At 68.1% G+C, this 16,298-nt stretch carries 16 protein-coding genes and 1 pseudogene; 8 read left to right on the top strand and 9 right to left on the bottom strand.

From position 1 onward, the window contains the following. Positions 1 to 107 precede the first annotated feature (107 nt). The gene (locus ACF1A1_RS30400; protein ID WP_392004332.1) at positions 108 to 1,169 is read left to right on the top strand and encodes a glucose 1-dehydrogenase; all 1,062 of its coding nucleotides are present in this window, start codon (positions 108 to 110) and stop codon (positions 1,167 to 1,169) included. Positions 1,170 to 1,495: 326 nt separating this feature from the next. Here the strand turns inward: ACF1A1_RS30400 and ACF1A1_RS30405 are convergent, their stop codons facing one another. After that, the gene (locus ACF1A1_RS30405) at positions 1,496 to 2,011 is read right to left on the bottom strand and encodes a gluconokinase (protein ID WP_392004214.1); all 516 of its coding nucleotides are present in this window, start codon (positions 2,009 to 2,011) and stop codon (positions 1,496 to 1,498) included. 162 nt (positions 2,012 to 2,173) lie between these two features. Here ACF1A1_RS30405 and ACF1A1_RS30410 point away from each other — a divergent pair. Both ACF1A1_RS30410 and ACF1A1_RS30415 read left to right on the top strand, forming a co-directional pair. Beyond that, a pseudogene (locus ACF1A1_RS30410) lies at positions 2,174 to 2,320 on the top strand (DUF1622 domain-containing protein); the annotation flags it as partial. A gap of 67 nt (positions 2,321 to 2,387) precedes the next feature. Then, entirely contained in the window at positions 2,388 to 2,567 is a 180-nt protein-coding gene (locus ACF1A1_RS30415; protein ID WP_392004215.1) for a hypothetical protein, read from the top strand. A 147-nt stretch (positions 2,568 to 2,714) separates the two neighbouring features. Here the strand turns inward: ACF1A1_RS30415 and ACF1A1_RS30420 are convergent, their stop codons facing one another. Together ACF1A1_RS30420 and ACF1A1_RS30425 are read right to left on the bottom strand one after the other, a co-directional pair. Next, complete coding sequence (locus tag ACF1A1_RS30420; protein WP_392004216.1) at positions 2,715 to 4,046, bottom strand: cytochrome P450; 1,332 nt, start codon at positions 4,044 to 4,046, stop codon at positions 2,715 to 2,717. A gap of 149 nt (positions 4,047 to 4,195) precedes the next feature. Beyond that, positions 4,196 to 5,068, bottom strand: coding sequence for a hypothetical protein (locus ACF1A1_RS30425; protein ID WP_392004217.1), 873 nt, complete (start codon positions 5,066 to 5,068; stop codon positions 4,196 to 4,198). A 617-nt stretch (positions 5,069 to 5,685) separates the two neighbouring features. On the opposite strand from ACF1A1_RS30425, the gene ACF1A1_RS30430 reads away from it, so the two are divergent. The 4 genes from ACF1A1_RS30430 (at position 5,686) to fmdA (ending at position 9,263) form a co-directional block, all read left to right on the top strand. Further along, the gene (locus ACF1A1_RS30430) at positions 5,686 to 6,114 is read left to right on the top strand and encodes a hypothetical protein (RefSeq protein ID WP_392004218.1); all 429 of its coding nucleotides are present in this window, start codon (positions 5,686 to 5,688) and stop codon (positions 6,112 to 6,114) included. Positions 6,115 to 6,843: 729 nt separating this feature from the next. Next, a complete protein-coding gene (locus ACF1A1_RS30435) occupies positions 6,844 to 7,122 on the top strand; it encodes an FmdB family zinc ribbon protein (protein WP_392004219.1) in 279 nt (92 codons plus the stop codon). Between the two features lie 90 nt (positions 7,123 to 7,212). Further along, positions 7,213 to 7,866, top strand: coding sequence for an AmiS/UreI family transporter (locus tag ACF1A1_RS30440; RefSeq protein WP_392004220.1), 654 nt, complete (start codon positions 7,213 to 7,215; stop codon positions 7,864 to 7,866). Between the two features lie 149 nt (positions 7,867 to 8,015). Further along, positions 8,016 to 9,263 carry a formamidase gene (gene fmdA / locus ACF1A1_RS30445; protein ID WP_392004221.1) on the top strand — a complete coding sequence of 416 codons (1,248 nt, stop codon included), beginning with the start codon at positions 8,016 to 8,018 and terminating at the stop codon, positions 9,261 to 9,263. Between the two features lie 106 nt (positions 9,264 to 9,369). Here the strand turns inward: fmdA and ACF1A1_RS30450 are convergent, their stop codons facing one another. The 3 genes from ACF1A1_RS30450 to ACF1A1_RS30460 form a co-directional block, all read right to left on the bottom strand. Next, complete coding sequence (locus ACF1A1_RS30450; RefSeq protein ID WP_392004222.1) at positions 9,370 to 10,257, bottom strand: GNAT family N-acetyltransferase; 888 nt, start codon at positions 10,255 to 10,257, stop codon at positions 9,370 to 9,372. 170 nt (positions 10,258 to 10,427) lie between these two features. Then, entirely contained in the window at positions 10,428 to 10,760 is a 333-nt protein-coding gene (locus ACF1A1_RS30455) for a transposase (RefSeq protein ID WP_392004223.1), read from the bottom strand. Then, positions 10,684 to 12,219 (bottom strand): fused MFS/spermidine synthase, encoded by a 1,536-nt coding sequence (locus ACF1A1_RS30460; RefSeq protein WP_392004224.1) that lies wholly within the window; start codon positions 12,217 to 12,219, stop codon positions 10,684 to 10,686. Before ACF1A1_RS30460 ends, ACF1A1_RS30455 begins: the two co-directional genes overlap by 77 nt. Positions 12,220 to 13,048: 829 nt before the next feature. On the opposite strand from ACF1A1_RS30460, the gene ACF1A1_RS30465 reads away from it, so the two are divergent. Then, positions 13,049 to 13,483, top strand: coding sequence for a VOC family protein (locus tag ACF1A1_RS30465; RefSeq protein ID WP_392004225.1), 435 nt, complete (start codon positions 13,049 to 13,051; stop codon positions 13,481 to 13,483). 197 nt (positions 13,484 to 13,680) lie between these two features. On the opposite strand, the gene ACF1A1_RS30470 is transcribed toward ACF1A1_RS30465, so the two are convergent. From ACF1A1_RS30470 to ACF1A1_RS30480, 3 genes are all read right to left on the bottom strand, one after another. After that, a complete protein-coding gene (locus ACF1A1_RS30470; RefSeq protein ID WP_392004226.1) occupies positions 13,681 to 14,136 on the bottom strand; it encodes a hypothetical protein in 456 nt (151 codons plus the stop codon). A 420-nt stretch (positions 14,137 to 14,556) separates the two neighbouring features. Beyond that, positions 14,557 to 15,147, bottom strand: a complete 591-nt coding sequence (locus tag ACF1A1_RS30475) for a pyridoxamine 5'-phosphate oxidase family protein (RefSeq protein WP_392004227.1) — start codon at positions 15,145 to 15,147, stop codon at positions 14,557 to 14,559. Between the two features lie 35 nt (positions 15,148 to 15,182). Beyond that, positions 15,183 to 16,247 (bottom strand): globin domain-containing protein, encoded by a 1,065-nt coding sequence (locus tag ACF1A1_RS30480; RefSeq protein ID WP_392004228.1) that lies wholly within the window; start codon positions 16,245 to 16,247, stop codon positions 15,183 to 15,185. Between the last annotated feature and the right edge of the window lie 51 nt (positions 16,248 to 16,298).

Genomic DNA, 16,298 nt, shown 5'->3' on the forward strand with positions numbered 1-16,298 from the left:
GGCGTCTCGCGGGTTCCGGTGCTGTGCGAGTGGGAGAAGGGGGTGAGCCCGGGTGGTCGGGGTACGCGCACAAGTGCTGCCGTGAACAGATCTGTGAGGGGCGCACGATGCGAGCATTACTGGTTCGTCCGCAGCAGCCCGGCTCTGTGGCGCTTGAGGAGGTCGCCGATCCCTCTCCTCGCAGGGACGAGATGCTGGTGGAGGGGCTGGCGGTCGGGGTCTGCGGCACGGACAAGGAGATCATCGAAGGGCACTACGGTTGGGCCCCGCCCGGCCGGCAGAACCTCGTGCTGGGGCACGAGTCCCTGGGGCGCGTGCTGCGGGCGCCTGCCGACAGCGGATTCACGGCCGGCGATCTCGTGGCCGGTGTGGTGCGCCGCCCGGACCCGGTTCCGTGTGGTGCATGCGCGGCCGGAGAGTTCGACATGTGCCGCAACGGCAGGTACACCGAGCGGGGCATCAAGCAGATCGACGGCTACGGTGCGCAGCAGTGGTGCGTGGAGAGCGGCTACGCCGTCAAGCTGGACCCTGTGCTGGGCCGCGTCGGGGTGCTGATCGAGCCCACGAGCGTGGTGGCCAAAGCCTGGGAGCAGATCGAGCGCATCGGGAACCGGTCATGGTTCCGGCCGGAGCGAGCGCTGATCACGGGGGCCGGTGCAATCGGCCTGCTCGCCGCCTTGATCGCTGCCCAGCGGGGTCTTGAGGTCCATGTCCTGGACCGGGTCACTCACGGGCCGAAACCGGAGCTGGTGCGCACGCTGGGAGGTACCTACCACACACGGAACGTCACCGAGGTGCTGAAGGCGGTCCGTCCGGACATCGTCATCGAGGCCACGGGCGCCCCGGACGTGGTCTTCGACGTGATCTGCGGGACTCCCGCGTACGGGATTGCCTGCATGACCGGCGTGTCCTCCGGCGGACGCCGGATGACGGTGGATGCCGGCATGCTCAACCGCGAACTCGTGCTCGACAACGACGCCGTCTTCGGATCGGTCAACGCCAACCTGCGGCACTACCAGCAGGCCGCCCGGGCACTCGCGGAGGCGGATATGGCCTGGCTGGAACGCCTGATCACCCGGCGGGTGCCGCTGGACCACTGGCAGGAGGCGTTCACTGGCACCTCGGACGACGTCAAGGTCGTCATCGCTCTCAGTCCGCAAGCCGAGTAGGCGTGCCGCTGGGCACGGGTGGCGGGTGAGGCTCCTCCATTCGAGGCAGAGCTTGCTCTCCTGCTGGACCAGGGGCGCGTCCTCGACGAGGAGCTTGCGTGCCACCGGTTCGCGCTGGACGAACTGCGCCGAGCGACGCGCGCCGCAACGCCGGCGCCGGGCGGGCTCCAACAGGTACAGGCCGTCGTATGGGAGACGGATGGCAGTGTCAGTGTGATCTCAGGTCAGCGGACCGGCAGCGGCGGCGCCCGGAGATCCTCACGTACGGGTCGGCGCTGCCCGGCGACAGCCACGCACCGGGCGACGGCCGCCAGGAATGATGGCTTTCATCGGGCACGGACGGCATCGACGGCGAGTCTCGTTGTCTCCGCGGGCGTGCCGTCGATGGGAACCTGTGCGCCGTGTTCGTCGGGAGACAGTGGCTCCAGAGTGTCGAGCTGCGATTGCAGCAGGCTTTCCGGCATGAAATGGCCTCTGCGAGCCGCCATGCGGTCAGCGATGAGTTGGGCTGAGCCGTGCAGGTGCACGAAGAACACGTTGGGTGCGGCGGAAGTCAGCCGGTCACGGTGGTGCCGCTTGAGGGCGGAGCAGGCGACGACGCCGCCTCGGAGCGAGTGGTCGGCGAGCCACTGGGCGATCTCGTCGAGCCAGGGGCGCCTGTCCGCGTCACTCAACGGTATGCCGGCCGTCATTTTTTCCACGTTCGCCGGCGGGTGGAAATCGTCGCCTTCCGCGTAAGGGACTCCCAGTTGCAGGGCCAGAGCCCTGCCGACCGTGGTCTTGCCGGATCCGGACACGCCGCTGACGACAACCAGCGGGGCGGCCTGGTCTTCATCCTCCATCTGTTCAGGTTACGAGCCTCGGCGGCGTACATCTCTGGACTTGTCGGCTGCGACACGGCCTGGCTCCGCGGTAGGGATGAGCTTTTCGGGGGCGTTCCGCCGCCGATGAGGGGGACGGGCGAGTGCCGGGTAGTGGCCCCGCATGACTCCGTGGAGCTGCTGATCGGCCAGCTGGCGGCCATCGCGGCCATCCGTACCGCGTTGAACTACTTTTTGAGGCGAGAGATCGCCCGTGAGCGCGCCGAACTGGCTGCCGACCAGCCAGGGCAGCGCAAGGCCGGCTCCCGTGCGGCCGAGGAGACGCCATGACGGCGTTTCTTGTCGCAGCCGCACTGCTGATCACTGCGGCAGGGGTGCTCAGCGCATCGCGGCCTATGTGCTCTCGCGGCAGATCAGCCAGGCACTGCCCGTCCTGCTCGACTTCCTCACCGGAGCCGGACTGATCCGTCTGGCTGCGGATGTCCCCTGGAACAGCATCCTGGTGGCCGCCGCAGTCATCGCCGTCCGCGAGGTCGCCGCGATGGGGGTGGCCGCGACGCCGCGGCTGTCGCCATGATCCGCAGCCGCACCGTCTTCTGTGTGTCCAGGGGTCGTCGCCTGGGGGAACCGCCAGCGCCTGCTTCATCGAGAAACGTGCCACGCGGCACCGCCCAGTGGCGAAACGGTGCCGGAGGCCGGCCGCCCGATATCGGCTCCGGAGCGGTCAAGCGCCCGTGACGCCGTCGGGTCCCGGCCGGGCGGGGCACTGGTCGGCATGCGTCGCGCTGCCGAGGCCAGGTGAGGAACCATTGGTCGGTGTGGTCTGGGGGCCTCTGTCGTGAGCGTCCGAGAGCGGGGTGAAGGCGACGTTCAGACTGGTCAGTCCGCGGAAGTTGAGGCTGCGCTGCCACTGCGGCGCGGTGCTGTCGAGACGCAGACCGGGGAGCCGGGTAAGGAGTGCTTCCAGGGCGATCGCGCCTTCCAGCCGGGCCAGCCCCGCGCCGAGGCAGAAGTGCGGACCGTGCCCGAACGCCATGTGCCGTCCGCCGGGCCGTTCGAAGTCCAGCACATGGGGATCGGGGAACACAGCCGGATCCCGGTTGGCGGCGCCGCACACGAGGAGCACCGTCTGCCCTTCGGCGATGGCGCGGTCCGCCAGATCCAGGTCCTGCCGTGCCCGGCGCAGCATCAACTGCACGGGGGCGTCGTAGCGCAGGAGTTCCTCGACTGCCGCGGGCATCAGATCGGGTCGGCGACGCAGCTCGTCAGCCGCGTGCGGGTGGCGGAGCAGGGCGAGTGTGGCATTGCCGATGAAGTGGGTGGTGGTCTCGTGGCCGGCGATCAGGAGCAGGGCGCAGTTGGCGAGGAGTTCGTCGAAGTCCTGGTCGGTGTTCTCCATCTGTGCGCTCAACAGTGCGCGCAGGGTGTGGGGGGCCGGCGGGGTGTCGTGGCGGGTGAGGAGTTCGCGGAGGTAGGTGAGCATGTGCGCCATGCTCTGCGACGCCGCGCGATTTCCGTCGGCGTCAAGCCGGGAGTTGCCGATGGCTTCGGCGATCGGCTCGGACCACGAGGCGAGGGCGGAGCGGTCCTGCTGCGGTACGTCGAGGAGATCGCAGATGATGGTGAGAGGCAGGGGGCGGGCGAGGTCCGCGACGATGTCCATCCGCCCGGTCCGCGCCGCGGGCGTGATGATCCGGTCGACTGCTTCGATGATCCGGGCGCGGAGTGTCGCTACGGCCCGGGGGGTGAAGGCCCTGCTGATCAGGGCCCGCAGGCGGGAGTGGTCGGGGGCGTCACTGTAGAGCATCTGTCTGCTCAGGACCTTGGCCAGCGGCCGCAGTTCCTCGGAGACGGCCTCGATGTCGGGATAGCGCACCGAGGACAGCCTCGGGTCACCTGCGGCGCTGCTGACGACCGCGTGCCCGGTCGCGACCCAGGCGCCCAGGTGGCGGTCCCAGAAGAGGTGGTCGGCGCTCCGCAGTTCGTCGTAGAACTCGTAGAGCCGCTCTTGGACTTGGGGTCGAAGGGCCCGCAGCAGCGATGAGGATGTACGCATTATTTGATGTTAGTGATCTGCGCCGGAGCGCAGGGGATCGTCGGCGCTCTTCATCCAGATGGAGGTTTTGGGCTTTTGGGCTGCGAGGAAACGGCATGCTCAGACCGGCGGACGCGTGGTGGCACCACCGCGCCGCAAGTCCTTCCGCGTCACCTCCGTCCCCTTGACCGTCCGTCTCCGTAGTGCCAAGCATCTCGACTGCCGTTCTCCTCCCGGGGGGCCGAGCAAGCCTTGTCCTGGGCGATCGGGCGCGGACGGCGAATGCTCAGCGCGACAGACACGGCCAGAACCGCGACGATAACCGCCAAGCTGACCGGTGACGGGATCTCCGGGATGCTGCTGCTCAACAGTTTGTGGGACGCCTGAAGGATCAGCTTCACGCCGATGAAGGAGAGGATCAGCGCAAGGCCCGTGCCGAGGTAGTGGAATCGGTCCAGCAGACCGGCGAGCAGGAAGTACAGGGCGCGCAGGCCGAGGATGGCGAACGCGTTACTGGTGTGGACGATGAAGGGGTCGTCACTGATCGCCAGGACCGCGGGCACGCTGTCCACGGCGAAGATCACGTCGGCCGCCTCAACAGCGGCGACGACCGCAAGCAGCGGGGTGGCGACCCGTTTGCCGGCTTCTCTGACGAAGAACTTCATCCCTGCGTACTCGTCCCGAACCGGCATGGCATCATGCCGCGGCGAAGGAACGGTCAGAACGCGGTCGTGGGTGCAGCCGATGCCATCGTGTCCGCTGTCGGAGCTCCCGTAGGTGGCGAGCCCCCGGCGGTGCACACTCTGGATCCCTACCTGAAGCGACTTGCCGGCATCTCCGCCAGGAGGGCGCGGCTGGGTGAGCAGGAACTTGAGCTGTTGCGGGAGGTGGCTGCTGCCGCGGCGGGCCGCGGCACCGCCCTCACGGCTCTGGTCCCTGAGCGGCCCGATGGGGCAGCGTGGGGCGTACGGCCGGCTCTCCGGGGGATCTGCCGTGCACCTCTTGGGGAACGTGGTAGGGCCGATCGCCGCTTTGCCCGACACGGGTGTCGCGGCTCCTGATCTGGCCCTCTGCGGCGGGACTACACCGTCGACGTCGCAAACCCGCGGCTGATGGTCGTCACGAGCGGCCTCATGGGCCCAGCACAGATACCCCCGGCCTCGGACGGCAGTCCCATGCGGCGGAGCAGGAAGACGGTGTGAGCCCCATCGCGTCGCGGATCCAGGAGTAGCGGTAGTCCCAGTTGCGTGCGATCCGACCGGGTCCGATCCGGCGAGCGTGACGGGGGAGCCCGGCCGGGACCGGCTGTCTTGCTCGTCGGAGCCGGCAGCGGTGCCGGGTACGTGACGGGTCACGACCCCAGTGCCCAGGTCCTCCGGTCCGCGAGGGAGAAAACGGACGTACGACGCCTTGTGAGGCAATTCACGCACGGATGACTGGACTCATACCCACCGCAGACTTAGCTTCCTTCATTGAAAGCATGCGAGCCTCACAGGCGATGTCCGCATGCGGCCGACGGGTCGTGAACGAGTACGGGTCGTCGACCACCGACGTCGCGGACAGCCGCCCGTGCCCGGCGATTCCCTGCGCATAAGGATGATGCGGCGTACTTCCCCGCGGCATCGCCAGAGGGCGACTTCGAGCCCAGAAGGTGGAACAAGTGAGCGACGACGCCGTGTGGGTCCGAGGCGTAACCGGCATCCAACTGCACCACGTCACCAACCTCCAGGACGCCCAGCGGTTCCTGGGCAACGCCGTCATGGCACTGAGCGCCGCCCATGTGAGGACCGGCGACGCCAGGTTCTCCGGTCTCGCCGACCAGCTCAAAGTCATGGTTGCCGAAACGCGTGATCTGGAGGGCCAGGCCCGGGAGAGCATGCAGCGGCTGCACTCTGCGGATCCCGAGCGGTTCGTACGTTGCCGTGAGGGAGAGGAGCCCTGGCCGGACGAGCTTCAGGCGGGCTTCATCCCGCGCCATACCTGCAAGGACGAGTGCCTTTACCACGATCGCGAGGTGCTGGACGGCATCATGCAGTGCACCTGCGGCCGGCCCCCGTGTCGCGCGTGCGCGATCGCTGGCACACCCTGACGCGTCAGGGCATGGCCAGTCGGGTCCGGCTGGCCATGCCGGCTGCACAGAGCGAGTCCGGGGCCGTCAATGAGCGGACGTACGAATGCCAGGTCAGCCCCGGCCCTCTGGCTCGGGGTGCGGTGACACCCGCGCGTCGTTGCATGCAGCTCCACATCGCACGGCCGCAGCCGGCGCCAGCACTGCCACGCCGGTACCGAAGACGCCGACGTCATGCCCTCCAGGTCGTGGTTCCGTGCGACGCTGACCAGGCCACGTTCAATCCCAATCCGGGCGGTGCCCCCACACATGGCCCGCGGTGCCCACGCCCGTGTACTGCGAGCTCCGCGACTGTGCCACTGGGTGCAAAGGTAGTGCGAACCGGTCCCGCTGTGATCGACACTTCAGGTCGGCGCGCCATATGTTGCGCGGCCGCCCTTGCTGTTTCCAACACCAAGTGACGGCCTGCGGCCCAGCCCATAAAACGGGCTGCTGAGCGGCTGAATCACCGCGTCGGCAAAGCCTCGACCGCACCGCCTACCGGTGTGTTTCACGTCCTCGGCGCCCGTGGTGTCCATGTCGCACACGGCCCATTCCGCAGGGTGGTGCCGGCGCATCTTCGACTCGCCTTGACAGGCCGTCGTCGGAGGCGTTGCCTGGAATAAGAGGTGCTTTTCCCGGGCGTCCCTGGCTCGAGTAGGCCCGCATCCATGGCCAAGGCCAGGAAGCGCGGCGGGTTGGAGAGGGCTCATGGCCACGTACGAGTATTCCTGCGAGCGCTGCGGTTCGTTCGACGTGAAGCTGCCCATCGGCACGGCGCCGAGCCACCAAATCTGCCCGCAGTGCTCGAGTAGGGCTCGGCGTGTGTACTCCTCCCCAGCGACCGCCTTTACTTCGCCTGCCGTCGCGGGGCTGCGCGAGCAAGAGGAAGAGTCCAGGGAAAACCCGGCCGTCGTCACGCGGGTGCCTCCCAAGGAGGCTGATCCGTTGCCGGCCCATCCGGCCCTTGCCCGGCTCCCCCGTCCCTGACGAGGAAGTCGTGCACGACAGCTTGTCGGTCACCTGACCGCCCGGCGGGCCCATCGCTCGCGAGAGCGAAATATCGGGAGGTGTCTCGCCTTGGCCAACGTAGGACTTCTCTTCGTCGGCGCGGTGCTGTTCCTGAACGGGTTGATGCTGCTGGGAAGAGTGGATAGCCGGGCAGCAGCCATATTCAACCTGTTCGTGGGTGGGCTTCAGGTCCTGACACCCACATATCTCATCATCGCCGCGAATCAGGATCCTGACCGGATTCTGCTCGCATCGGGCATCTTTCTTTTCGGTTTCACCTACCTGTATGTAGGGATCGGGCTGCTCATGGGGCTCGACACGACAGGAGTGGGCTACTACTCGCTGTTCGTGGCCATCGTCGCTCTGGGTTATTCATTCGTCAGCTTCCGGCAGTTCGGCGATGAGCCGTTCGGAGTGATATGGCTCTACTGGGCGTTCCTCTGGTTCCTCTTCTTCCTGCTTCTGGGGTTGAAACTGGAGAAGCTGACGCCTTATGTCGGCTGGGTGACCGCGATCGAAGGCTGGGTGACCGGTGTCATACCGGCATTCCTGCTGCTGTCCGGTTATTGGGTCGAGGAAAACTTCTACGAGATCGCGATCGCACTGGGTGCGTTCGGTGTGCTGACCTTCGCTGCGCTGTGGTTCGTACTGCGCCGGAGGGGACCTGGCGCGCCCGCGACGGAGCACGGGGCCACACGCTACCCGGCCGGCAGTCCCGGCTAGGCCCGGCCGGACGGCCGCCTCGCCGGGAGCGCGGAAGGAGGGCGCGCAGGGAAACAAGAACGCAAGAAGCGGCATGAGCGGACCTCGGGCACCCGAGAGCGCCACGCTGTGCACCCCACGCACCGTTACAGGACACATAGGGGGCTCACATGCCTGAAGTAGTATTCAACGTCGACCAGTCCCGGTCGATGCGCGACCAGGATGTCCCCGGACACAACAGGTGGCATCCGGATGTTCCGGTCGCCGCGATGGTCCGCCCGGGGGACGAGTTTCGCGTCGAATGCCGCGAATGGACCGATGCGCAAATCGGTAACAACGACTCCGCCAACGACGTTCGCGATGTCGACCTGAAGCGGGCCCATATGCTCAGCGGGCCGATAGGCGTCGAAGGCGCGGAGCCGGGCGACCTGCTCGTCGTGGACATCCTTGACCTCGGTCCGGTACCGCAGCAAGTCGGGGACGCGCCCGGTGAAGCTTGGGGATACACGGGCGTCTTCGCCAAAGCCAACGGCGGAGGCTTCCTGACGGACTACTTCCCCGATGCCTACAAGGCGATATGGGACTTCCACGGACAGGTGGCGACCTCCCGGCACCTTCCCGGTGTCCACTTCACCGGCATCACCCACCCCGGTCTTTTCGGCACCGCGCCGTCCGCAGAGCTGCTGGAACGGTGGAACAGGCGTGAGCAGGCCCTGGTCGACACCGACCCCGACCGCATCCCGCCTCTTGGCCTCACGCCCGACCCCGATCAGGCCCTGGCCGGCCAGGCGACCGGATCGGATGCCGAACGCGTCGCCCAAGAGGGAGCACGCACTGTTCCCGCCCGGGAGAACGGCGGCAACCACGACATCAAGAACTTCACCCGTGGATCGCGCGTCTTCTACCCCGTCCATGTCAAGGACGCAAAGCTGTCGGGCGGTGACCTGCACTTCAGCCAGGGAGACGGCGAGATCACCTTCTGCGGCGCCATCGAGATGGGCGGTTATATCGACTTCCACGTCGATCTGATCAAGGGCGGCATGGAGAAGTACGGCATCACCACCAACCCCGTCTTCATGCCAGGCAACGTCGAGCCGCGGTACTCGGAGTTCATCTCCTTCATCGGAATCTCCGTGGACCACGACACCGACACCAACTACTACCTGGACGCGACCGTCGCCTATCGGCGCGCCTGCCTCAACGCCGTCGAGTACCTGAAGAGGTTCGGCTACACCGGAGAGCAGGCCTACCTGATCCTCGGCGCGGCACCTATCGAGGGACGCATCAGCGGGATCGTCGACATCCCGAACGCCTGCTGCTCCCTTTACCTCCCGACCGGAATCTTCGACTTCGACGTCCGCCCCAACGCGGAAGGTCCGAAGGCCGCAGACCGCGGGCAGTGCGCGGTGGCCACCTGAGGCCGACCGGTCACCCCGACCGAAAACCCCGCCGGGCTTTCAGTCGGACTGCCACAGGCCCCCCGCTCGGGCGGGGGGCCTCGGGTCGGCTTGCCCGGTCATGTTCCTAGCCGGCTTCTGGTGCGCCGTACGAGAACTTGTACCCGGCGAAGTCGGCGACGTGGACGTATCCGATGCGCTGGTAGAGGGCGTTGCTGGTGGGGTTGGTCGGGTCCGTGAACAGGACGACGTCCGTCGCGCCCGCGGTCAGCGCGGCACGGCTCACCTCGACCGTCACGGCGCCCGCGTAGCCGCGGCCCCGGAGGTGGGCCGGGGTGTAGACGGGGTCCACCCGGATCATGCCGCCGACGATCGAGGTCGCGGCCGCCATGGAGACGGGGGTGCCGTCCGGGGTCTCCCAGAACGTGAAGTGTCTGTCGCCGAAGCGCGAGTCGGCCCAGGAACCGGAGTCGATCAAGTCGATGGACGACTGCTCCCCGACGTCGACGCAGAACTCACGGCACCAGCGCACGACTCGCTCATGGTCCTGCTCGCCCACGACGCGGCCCCGGCCATCTGGACGCGGCTGCGGTGGGTTGAGCGTGCCGAGACGGTAAAGATGAGTCCGCCAGAAGCGTACCGACGCTGCGCCCGTGTGCCGCTGCCATGCCTCGGCGAAAGCGGTGGCGGTGTCGTGGTCCGCGATGACGTTGGCGGGGGAGTGGCCGAGGCCGGCCAGGTGAGCGGCGAGGGTGCCGGCCTGCTCGGCAGAGAGCGGGGTGAGGCCCAGGCGGCCGCGCGGGGTGCGATAGAAGACGGCGCGGACCTCGCCGCCTGACTCCAGTCGGCCGAAGACGGTGGATTCGGCGCCGTCGGCGTCCGCCCCGCGTGTTCGCAGTTTCTCGATGTCCGTCAGCGGCGTGTTGTGCAGGGCGGGCCGCGAGCGCAGGAAGTCTCCGGCTCGGGCGAGGAAGTCGTCGACGTCTTCGGTGAGTTGCCAGTCATCCGGGAGCATGTTTCATGATCCCGGATGTACTCGACTCGGGAGAGCACTTTGCTCAGAGACGCACCGTCGCCACGACTGGTCCAACGCCTTTCAGTCACATGACGTGACTGCTCCTGATCAGGCACGAGTCTTCCTCGTCCACTGGCTGGGCCGTGGGCTTTGGCGGGTCGGGCGTCTCGTCATCGGATGGAGGTGGCGACGCCGGACCGGTTCCACCGCCAGAAGAACCCGTGAACCGTCTCCCACGGGGGAAGGTCCGCGGGCAGCGCCCGCCACTTCGCACCGTTGTCGACGATGGAACGGATGCCGTTGACGAGCTCCCGCCGCGGGCACCTCTCCTGGTGCCCGCCGGTCTCGGTCCGGCAGGCAGGTACCGGCAGCAAGGGTGGGGGCAGCCTGTTCAGGTGCGTCGGCAGGGCCTGGACGTATGTCGTGTCACTGGCTGCTCCGTGGGCTGTAGGGCTGGAGGAGCTGGTCGACGGGTGCGTAGTCGTCGGTGAGCGGTTGGGCATCGCCGGTCCAGGAGGTGAGGTCGTCACCGGTGGCGATCTTCCAGCCGGTTTGCCGGGCGTCCAGCGCTTCCTGGGTCGCGCGTAGGTCGACTGGTCGGTTGGAGGCGAGCACCACCAGATTGCCGCCCGCGGGAGTGGCGGTCGGGTCGAGGCCGATAGCGGCGGGTTCGCCGACGAGGGCGACGTGGTCGAAGGTCTCGCTGAGGGTGGCTACTTCGGCCCGTGCGAAGGCCAGACCACCGTGATCGATGAGGTTGGCGACGTACAGGCCGTCCTCGTTGAGCACCCGCCGTATGTCAGTCATCGCTTCCACCGTGGTGAGGTGCCACGGCACGCTGACGCCCCCGAAGGCGTCGCCGACGACGAGGTCACGACTGCCGGCGTCCAGCCGCCGCAGGCCGAGCCTGCCGTCCTCGGCGCGTAGGTCGATACCGGCTCGGGAGCTCAGACCGAGCTGGTCGCGGTTGATGCGCACGACCCCGCTGTCGATCTCCGATACCAGGCTGCGCGTCCCGGGCCGCGTGGCCGCCAGGTAACGGGGAAAGGTGAGCCCGCCGCCGCCCAGGTGGTGCGCGACAAGTGGCTGACCTTCGGGAAAGGCGGCATCGACCACCGACGCGATGGCGCGCACATACTCGAACTCGAGGAAGGTCGGGTCGTCCATGTCGACGTAGGAGTGCCGCAGGCCGTCCAGGACGAGTGTGCGGCCGCTGCCCCGGTCGGGGTCTGCGACGACCCGTGCGCAGTGGTACTTGGTCTCCGTGTCGCAGCCACCGGGCGCGACCGTGGTGGCGAGGCCGCCGGCAACGACCACGAGTGTCAGGGCAGGGGTGCCGCTCCACCTGCGCGTTCGCCACTCGACCAGCGCCGAGCCGACCACCAGCAGTGTTCCGAGGCCGATCAGTATGCCGCTGACCGGCAACCGCGATACGAGGACGAAGCCGGTGAGGACGGTGCCGACGATGGCGCCGAGGGTGCCGACACCGGACAGTCGGCCGACGACCGTGCCGGTCTCGGCGAGGCTGGTGAGACGCAACTTTGTCACGATCGGCGTCACCGCGGAGAGCAGCGCGCCCGGCACGAGGATGGTCAGCGACGCGATCAACAAGAGCATCGCCGGTGCCCACTCCGCAGTGGTGCGCAGCACGGCAGGGGTGAGCGCGACGACCGCTCCCGATACCCCGAGCGCGGGGCCCAGGAGCCGACGTGGATTGACCTGGTCGGCGATGCGCCCACCCAGCCAGGAGCCGGTGGCGATCGCGGTGAGGGCGATGCCGATCACCATGGTGCTGGTCTCGAGGGTGAGACCGAGGTAGGGAGCCAGCAGCCGCAAAGCGACGATCTCCACCACCAGGACTGCGGCCGAGGACCCGAACACAAGCACGGCAGCGGCACGGGGCCCCAGGCCGTAGTTGCCAGGCGTGCCCTCGGCGACAGGCGAGGAAGACGATCCGGTCACGGGCGCCATCCTTGCACGCGACGCCTCGAGACGAGGTCAGTCGTTCCCGATGACCGGGTGGTGGAACGGAGTCCGTCGTGGATCACGCGGCCCCGTCGCAACTGCCGCGCCTACGAACGCCTGCCGCAGCACAGCGAGGCACTGATCGCCTGGCCGTCGCTTTTCCCTCATGACCCGCCGCCTCACTCGCAAGCCCCCTGCCGGACCGCACCGCCGATGCCCCAGCCACACCAGCTCCGCCAGGCCGCTGATATCCACCAGTGGTCGCCACGAGCACGTACGCCAGGGCGGTGCCCACCAGACCGCCGACCAGCACGGGTGCGGCGGTCTGCATCACCCCCAGTCGGAAGGTCGGCGCGGAGCCACTGGCGCTGCTTGGGGGGAGGGGGCCGGCAGGGGCGTTCATCTGGATCGTCCTTCTCGGCAGGGTTCGAGCGCTGAAGACGTGCCGAAGGCGAAACGTACAGCCGCGCGGGCGTGCCGTGTTGGTCGTGCCCACCTCTTCAAGCTCCAGCAAGCAGGTTGAGAAACGGGCAGTGCATGGAACCGTCTTCACCGGCGGCTGTTCCCAAACACTCCCGCTCAGATTCCGAATGGCCGCCCGGCCCGAAGAACCGCCACCACGGCAGCACGCCACGACGTCGGCCTCGAACTCGTCACTACCGCCGACCCACCCACGACAGGACGGACACCGAAGCACGCCGATCTGGACCCCGCCCCCTGCGACCGCACGGCACGGCAGCGGCTCGCAAGGGCCAGCCATCCTCTCGTCAACGTGCGGATTCACACCGGGAATTGAGCAACGGATTCCCCCTGCTACGGTGGGCCGATGGCATCGGTCAAGCAGTTCCAAGTCACCTTCGACTGCGCGGAACCTGAGCGCGTCGCTCGCTTTTGGTGCGAGGTGTTGGGGTACGTCGTACCGCCGCCACCGGAGGGGTTTGCCACTTGGGACGATTTCAACAGCTCGCTGCCGCCTGAGGAACGGGGTTCATGGTTCGTATGCATTGATCCCTCAGGTGTGGGTCCGCGAATGTATTTCCAGCGCGTTCCCGAAGGCAAGGTCGTCAAGAATCGGCTGCATCTCGACGTGCGAGTCGGCACCGGGCTCGTGGGTGAAGAGCGCCTGGCCACGCTTGAGGCCGAATGCGCACGACTGGTCGCGCTCGGCGCGGTACGCGTGCGACTGCTGCCTGCCGATGACGACAACGAGTCGTGCCTCGTGATGCAGGACATCGAGGGCAACGAGTTCTGCCTCGACTGAGCATCCTCCGAGACGGCGAGGTGGGAAGCCGCCTTCCTTGGGCCTCTCCGACTGTTGATCACGCCTGCTGCTGGAGCCTGGCGCTCACCTTCGGCCAACCCTGTAGCAGTTCCTGAACCAGTCGCCGTGGGATTGGCTGCCGGGGGTGGAGGCCCGGCCACCGGGGAGAGTGGTCGGGCCGGTCCAGTGAGTGCGGGTCAGCAGGCGTCGTACTTCCAGGCGCCGTCTTCCAGCGTCCAGGGCTGCTTGGTCTGGTCGAACTTGGGCAGCCCCTTCACCTTGTAGGTGGCGCGGCCGAGCTCGCCGGACACGTCGGCCTTCACGTCGGTCGCCGGGTGGTCCTCCCCGTAGTCCGCCTTCGCCTGCTGTACGACGCCGGCGTACACGTCCGCGCTGATCTCGCCCTGGCAGCGCTTCGACAGCATGCCGTACCCGGTGTCGGCGTCGGCCGCGAAGTAGGCGGCGGTGTACACCGCGACAGCGGCCTCGAGGTCGTCGCCCTCCTTGCTGGCCGGGACGCTGATGGTCGGCTCGGCCGCGGGCGTACCCGAGTCGCTGGCGGGATCGGCCTTGTCGTCGCTGCTGCCGGATGAGCAGGCGGTGAGTGCGGCGAGGAGTGCGGCGGCTATGGCGGTGGTGGCGCGGGTGCGCATTATGTCCCCCCTGGACAGTGGTGCCGGAGAGGGCATGGTGCCACGGGGATCGGGCGACGGGGGCGGTCGCCTGCCAAGCAGTGCGGCGCGGCCGTCGCCCTCGACCCGCTGCTGCAGATGACGGTGCGGTGAGAGATTGATCGGTTGTCCGTCGGCTCTGCCGCGGGCCGGGGTGAGGCACCTGTTGCGGCAAGGGTTGCGTCGGAGGGTGCTCCAGGGGGTGCGGCAGCTGGTGCCCGAGCTTTCGTGAGCGTCCTGCGTTCCCGCAGGTCACCATGCCCGAAACCGCGGGGCACCGCCGCTACCGCGAGGCCGAGGCCCGCCCCCTGCGGGCGGGCATCCCGCAGCAGCGCTCGGGGTTCCGGCATCGGAGGACTGCCGGCCGAGCCCCCGTCAGCAGAGGGCTTGGCCGGTGCCGTGTCAGGGGCCGGCGAAATAGTTCGCGTCCTTGGGGCGCGCGGCGTCCTGGCTGGGGGGACGGGGAGTTGGTTCCAGGTGGGGTATGTACTTCGAGCAGTGGATGTAGGCCTCCTCGACGCTGACATGAACCCACATCTCAGGGCCTCGCCCGGGCGCGACGTCGGTGGGCAGGTCGGGAAGGACGGAGCGCAGGTCCGCGTCGGTGCAGAGCTGGGCCGCGCCGTTCACATGGAGCCCCACGTGGTGGTGCGTGAAGTCCACGAACAGCATGCCGAGGTGCGGGTTTTCCGTCATGTTCCCGGCGCTGGCGAGGACACCGTTCCCGCGGAATTCGGGGTACGCGAGCGTGCGATCGTCGATCACGTGGACAAATCCCGGCGGCCCGGCGCGGAAGCTGGCATCACATTCCCCATGTGAGTCGGCGGTGGCCAGGAAGACCATTGCCTGGCGGCCGATGAAGTCCCGCATCGCGGGTGTGAGGCAGGGACGTACCTGTTGGTCGTAGAACCGGGCGGCGCGGTCGGCGGTGCCCAGTTGCTGTTGCAGACGGTGTTCACCTGCTGATCCAAAGGGCGGCGGGGGGAAGGTCACGGGTGTTCTCCTGGCGGGACGGGCAAGCGCTTGGCTCAGGGAAGGGACAGGACAGGCGTCTCGAACGGGTCGTAATGGATGCGGTCGGGCGAGGTGCCGCCCAGCGTGAGGGTTTCAGCGGCGGCGACGACCATCGAAGCCGGGCCGCTGAGATAGACGTCGTGCTGGTACCACGGCCCGTATTCGGCCAGAACCTCCGGCAGGGACCCCCTGATCCCGGGAATGTGCTCCTCGGAGACCGCGCCCCTGACGGTCAGCCAGTGGTGCCGCTGGGCCATCCGGAGCATGTCGTCGATCCCGTACAGCTCGGCGCCGGTTCGGGCGCCGAGGAACAGGTCGACCCGGTAGCGCTCGCCGCGACGGGCCACCTCTTCGACGAGCGCGCGGATCGGGGCGAGACCGGTGCCGCCGGCCACACACAGCAGGTTGCCGTAGGCGGCCGCGTCCAGAACCATGTCTCCCAGCGGGGGCCCGAGCTGGATCGCGTCGCCCACCGCAGCCCGGTGCACCAGCGCGTTGCTGACGCAGCCGCCGGCCACCGCGCGCACGTGAAGGGTGAGGGTGCCGTCCTCCCGGGGCGCGTTGGCGGGGGAGTAGTAGCGCCACAGCTTCGGCCACCAGGGAGTCTCGACGCTCACGTACTGTCCGGCGGCGTACTCGTAGGGCATGTGGGGGCGCACGGTGATTTCGACAATGCCGTGTCCCCGCGAGACACGGTGTACGACCGTGGCGGGCCACACGGCGGGCCGAACCGCCTCGTCCCGCTCGGCGGCACTGATCATGACGTCGGCGACCACGCCGTACGCCTTGGCCCAGGCGGCGGCGATGTCCGCGGTCCACGCGGGGCCTGCATAGCGGGCCAGGGAGGCGAGAAGGCACTCGCCCACGGCCGGGAAGTGCGCACTGAGCGTGCCGAACTTGCGGTGATCGCGTCCCAGATGTCCGCAGAAGCGCACCAAACCCGCGGGGTCGTCGACCAGGTCCACGATGCGCAGCAGCGCGCGCAGGAGGCGGCCGCGCTGGGTGTCCATTCCCGGCGGGAACAGGGGACGGACCTCGGGGTAGCGGGCGAAGAGGATCGCGTAGAAGTAGACCGTCATCTCTGCGGCGAACGGCTCGACCACCGAGACGGAGGCGCGTATGAGGTCTTG

Source organism: Streptomyces sp. NPDC014995 (assembly GCF_043080745.1).
Classification (GTDB): domain Bacteria; phylum Actinomycetota; class Actinomycetes; order Streptomycetales; family Streptomycetaceae; genus Streptomyces.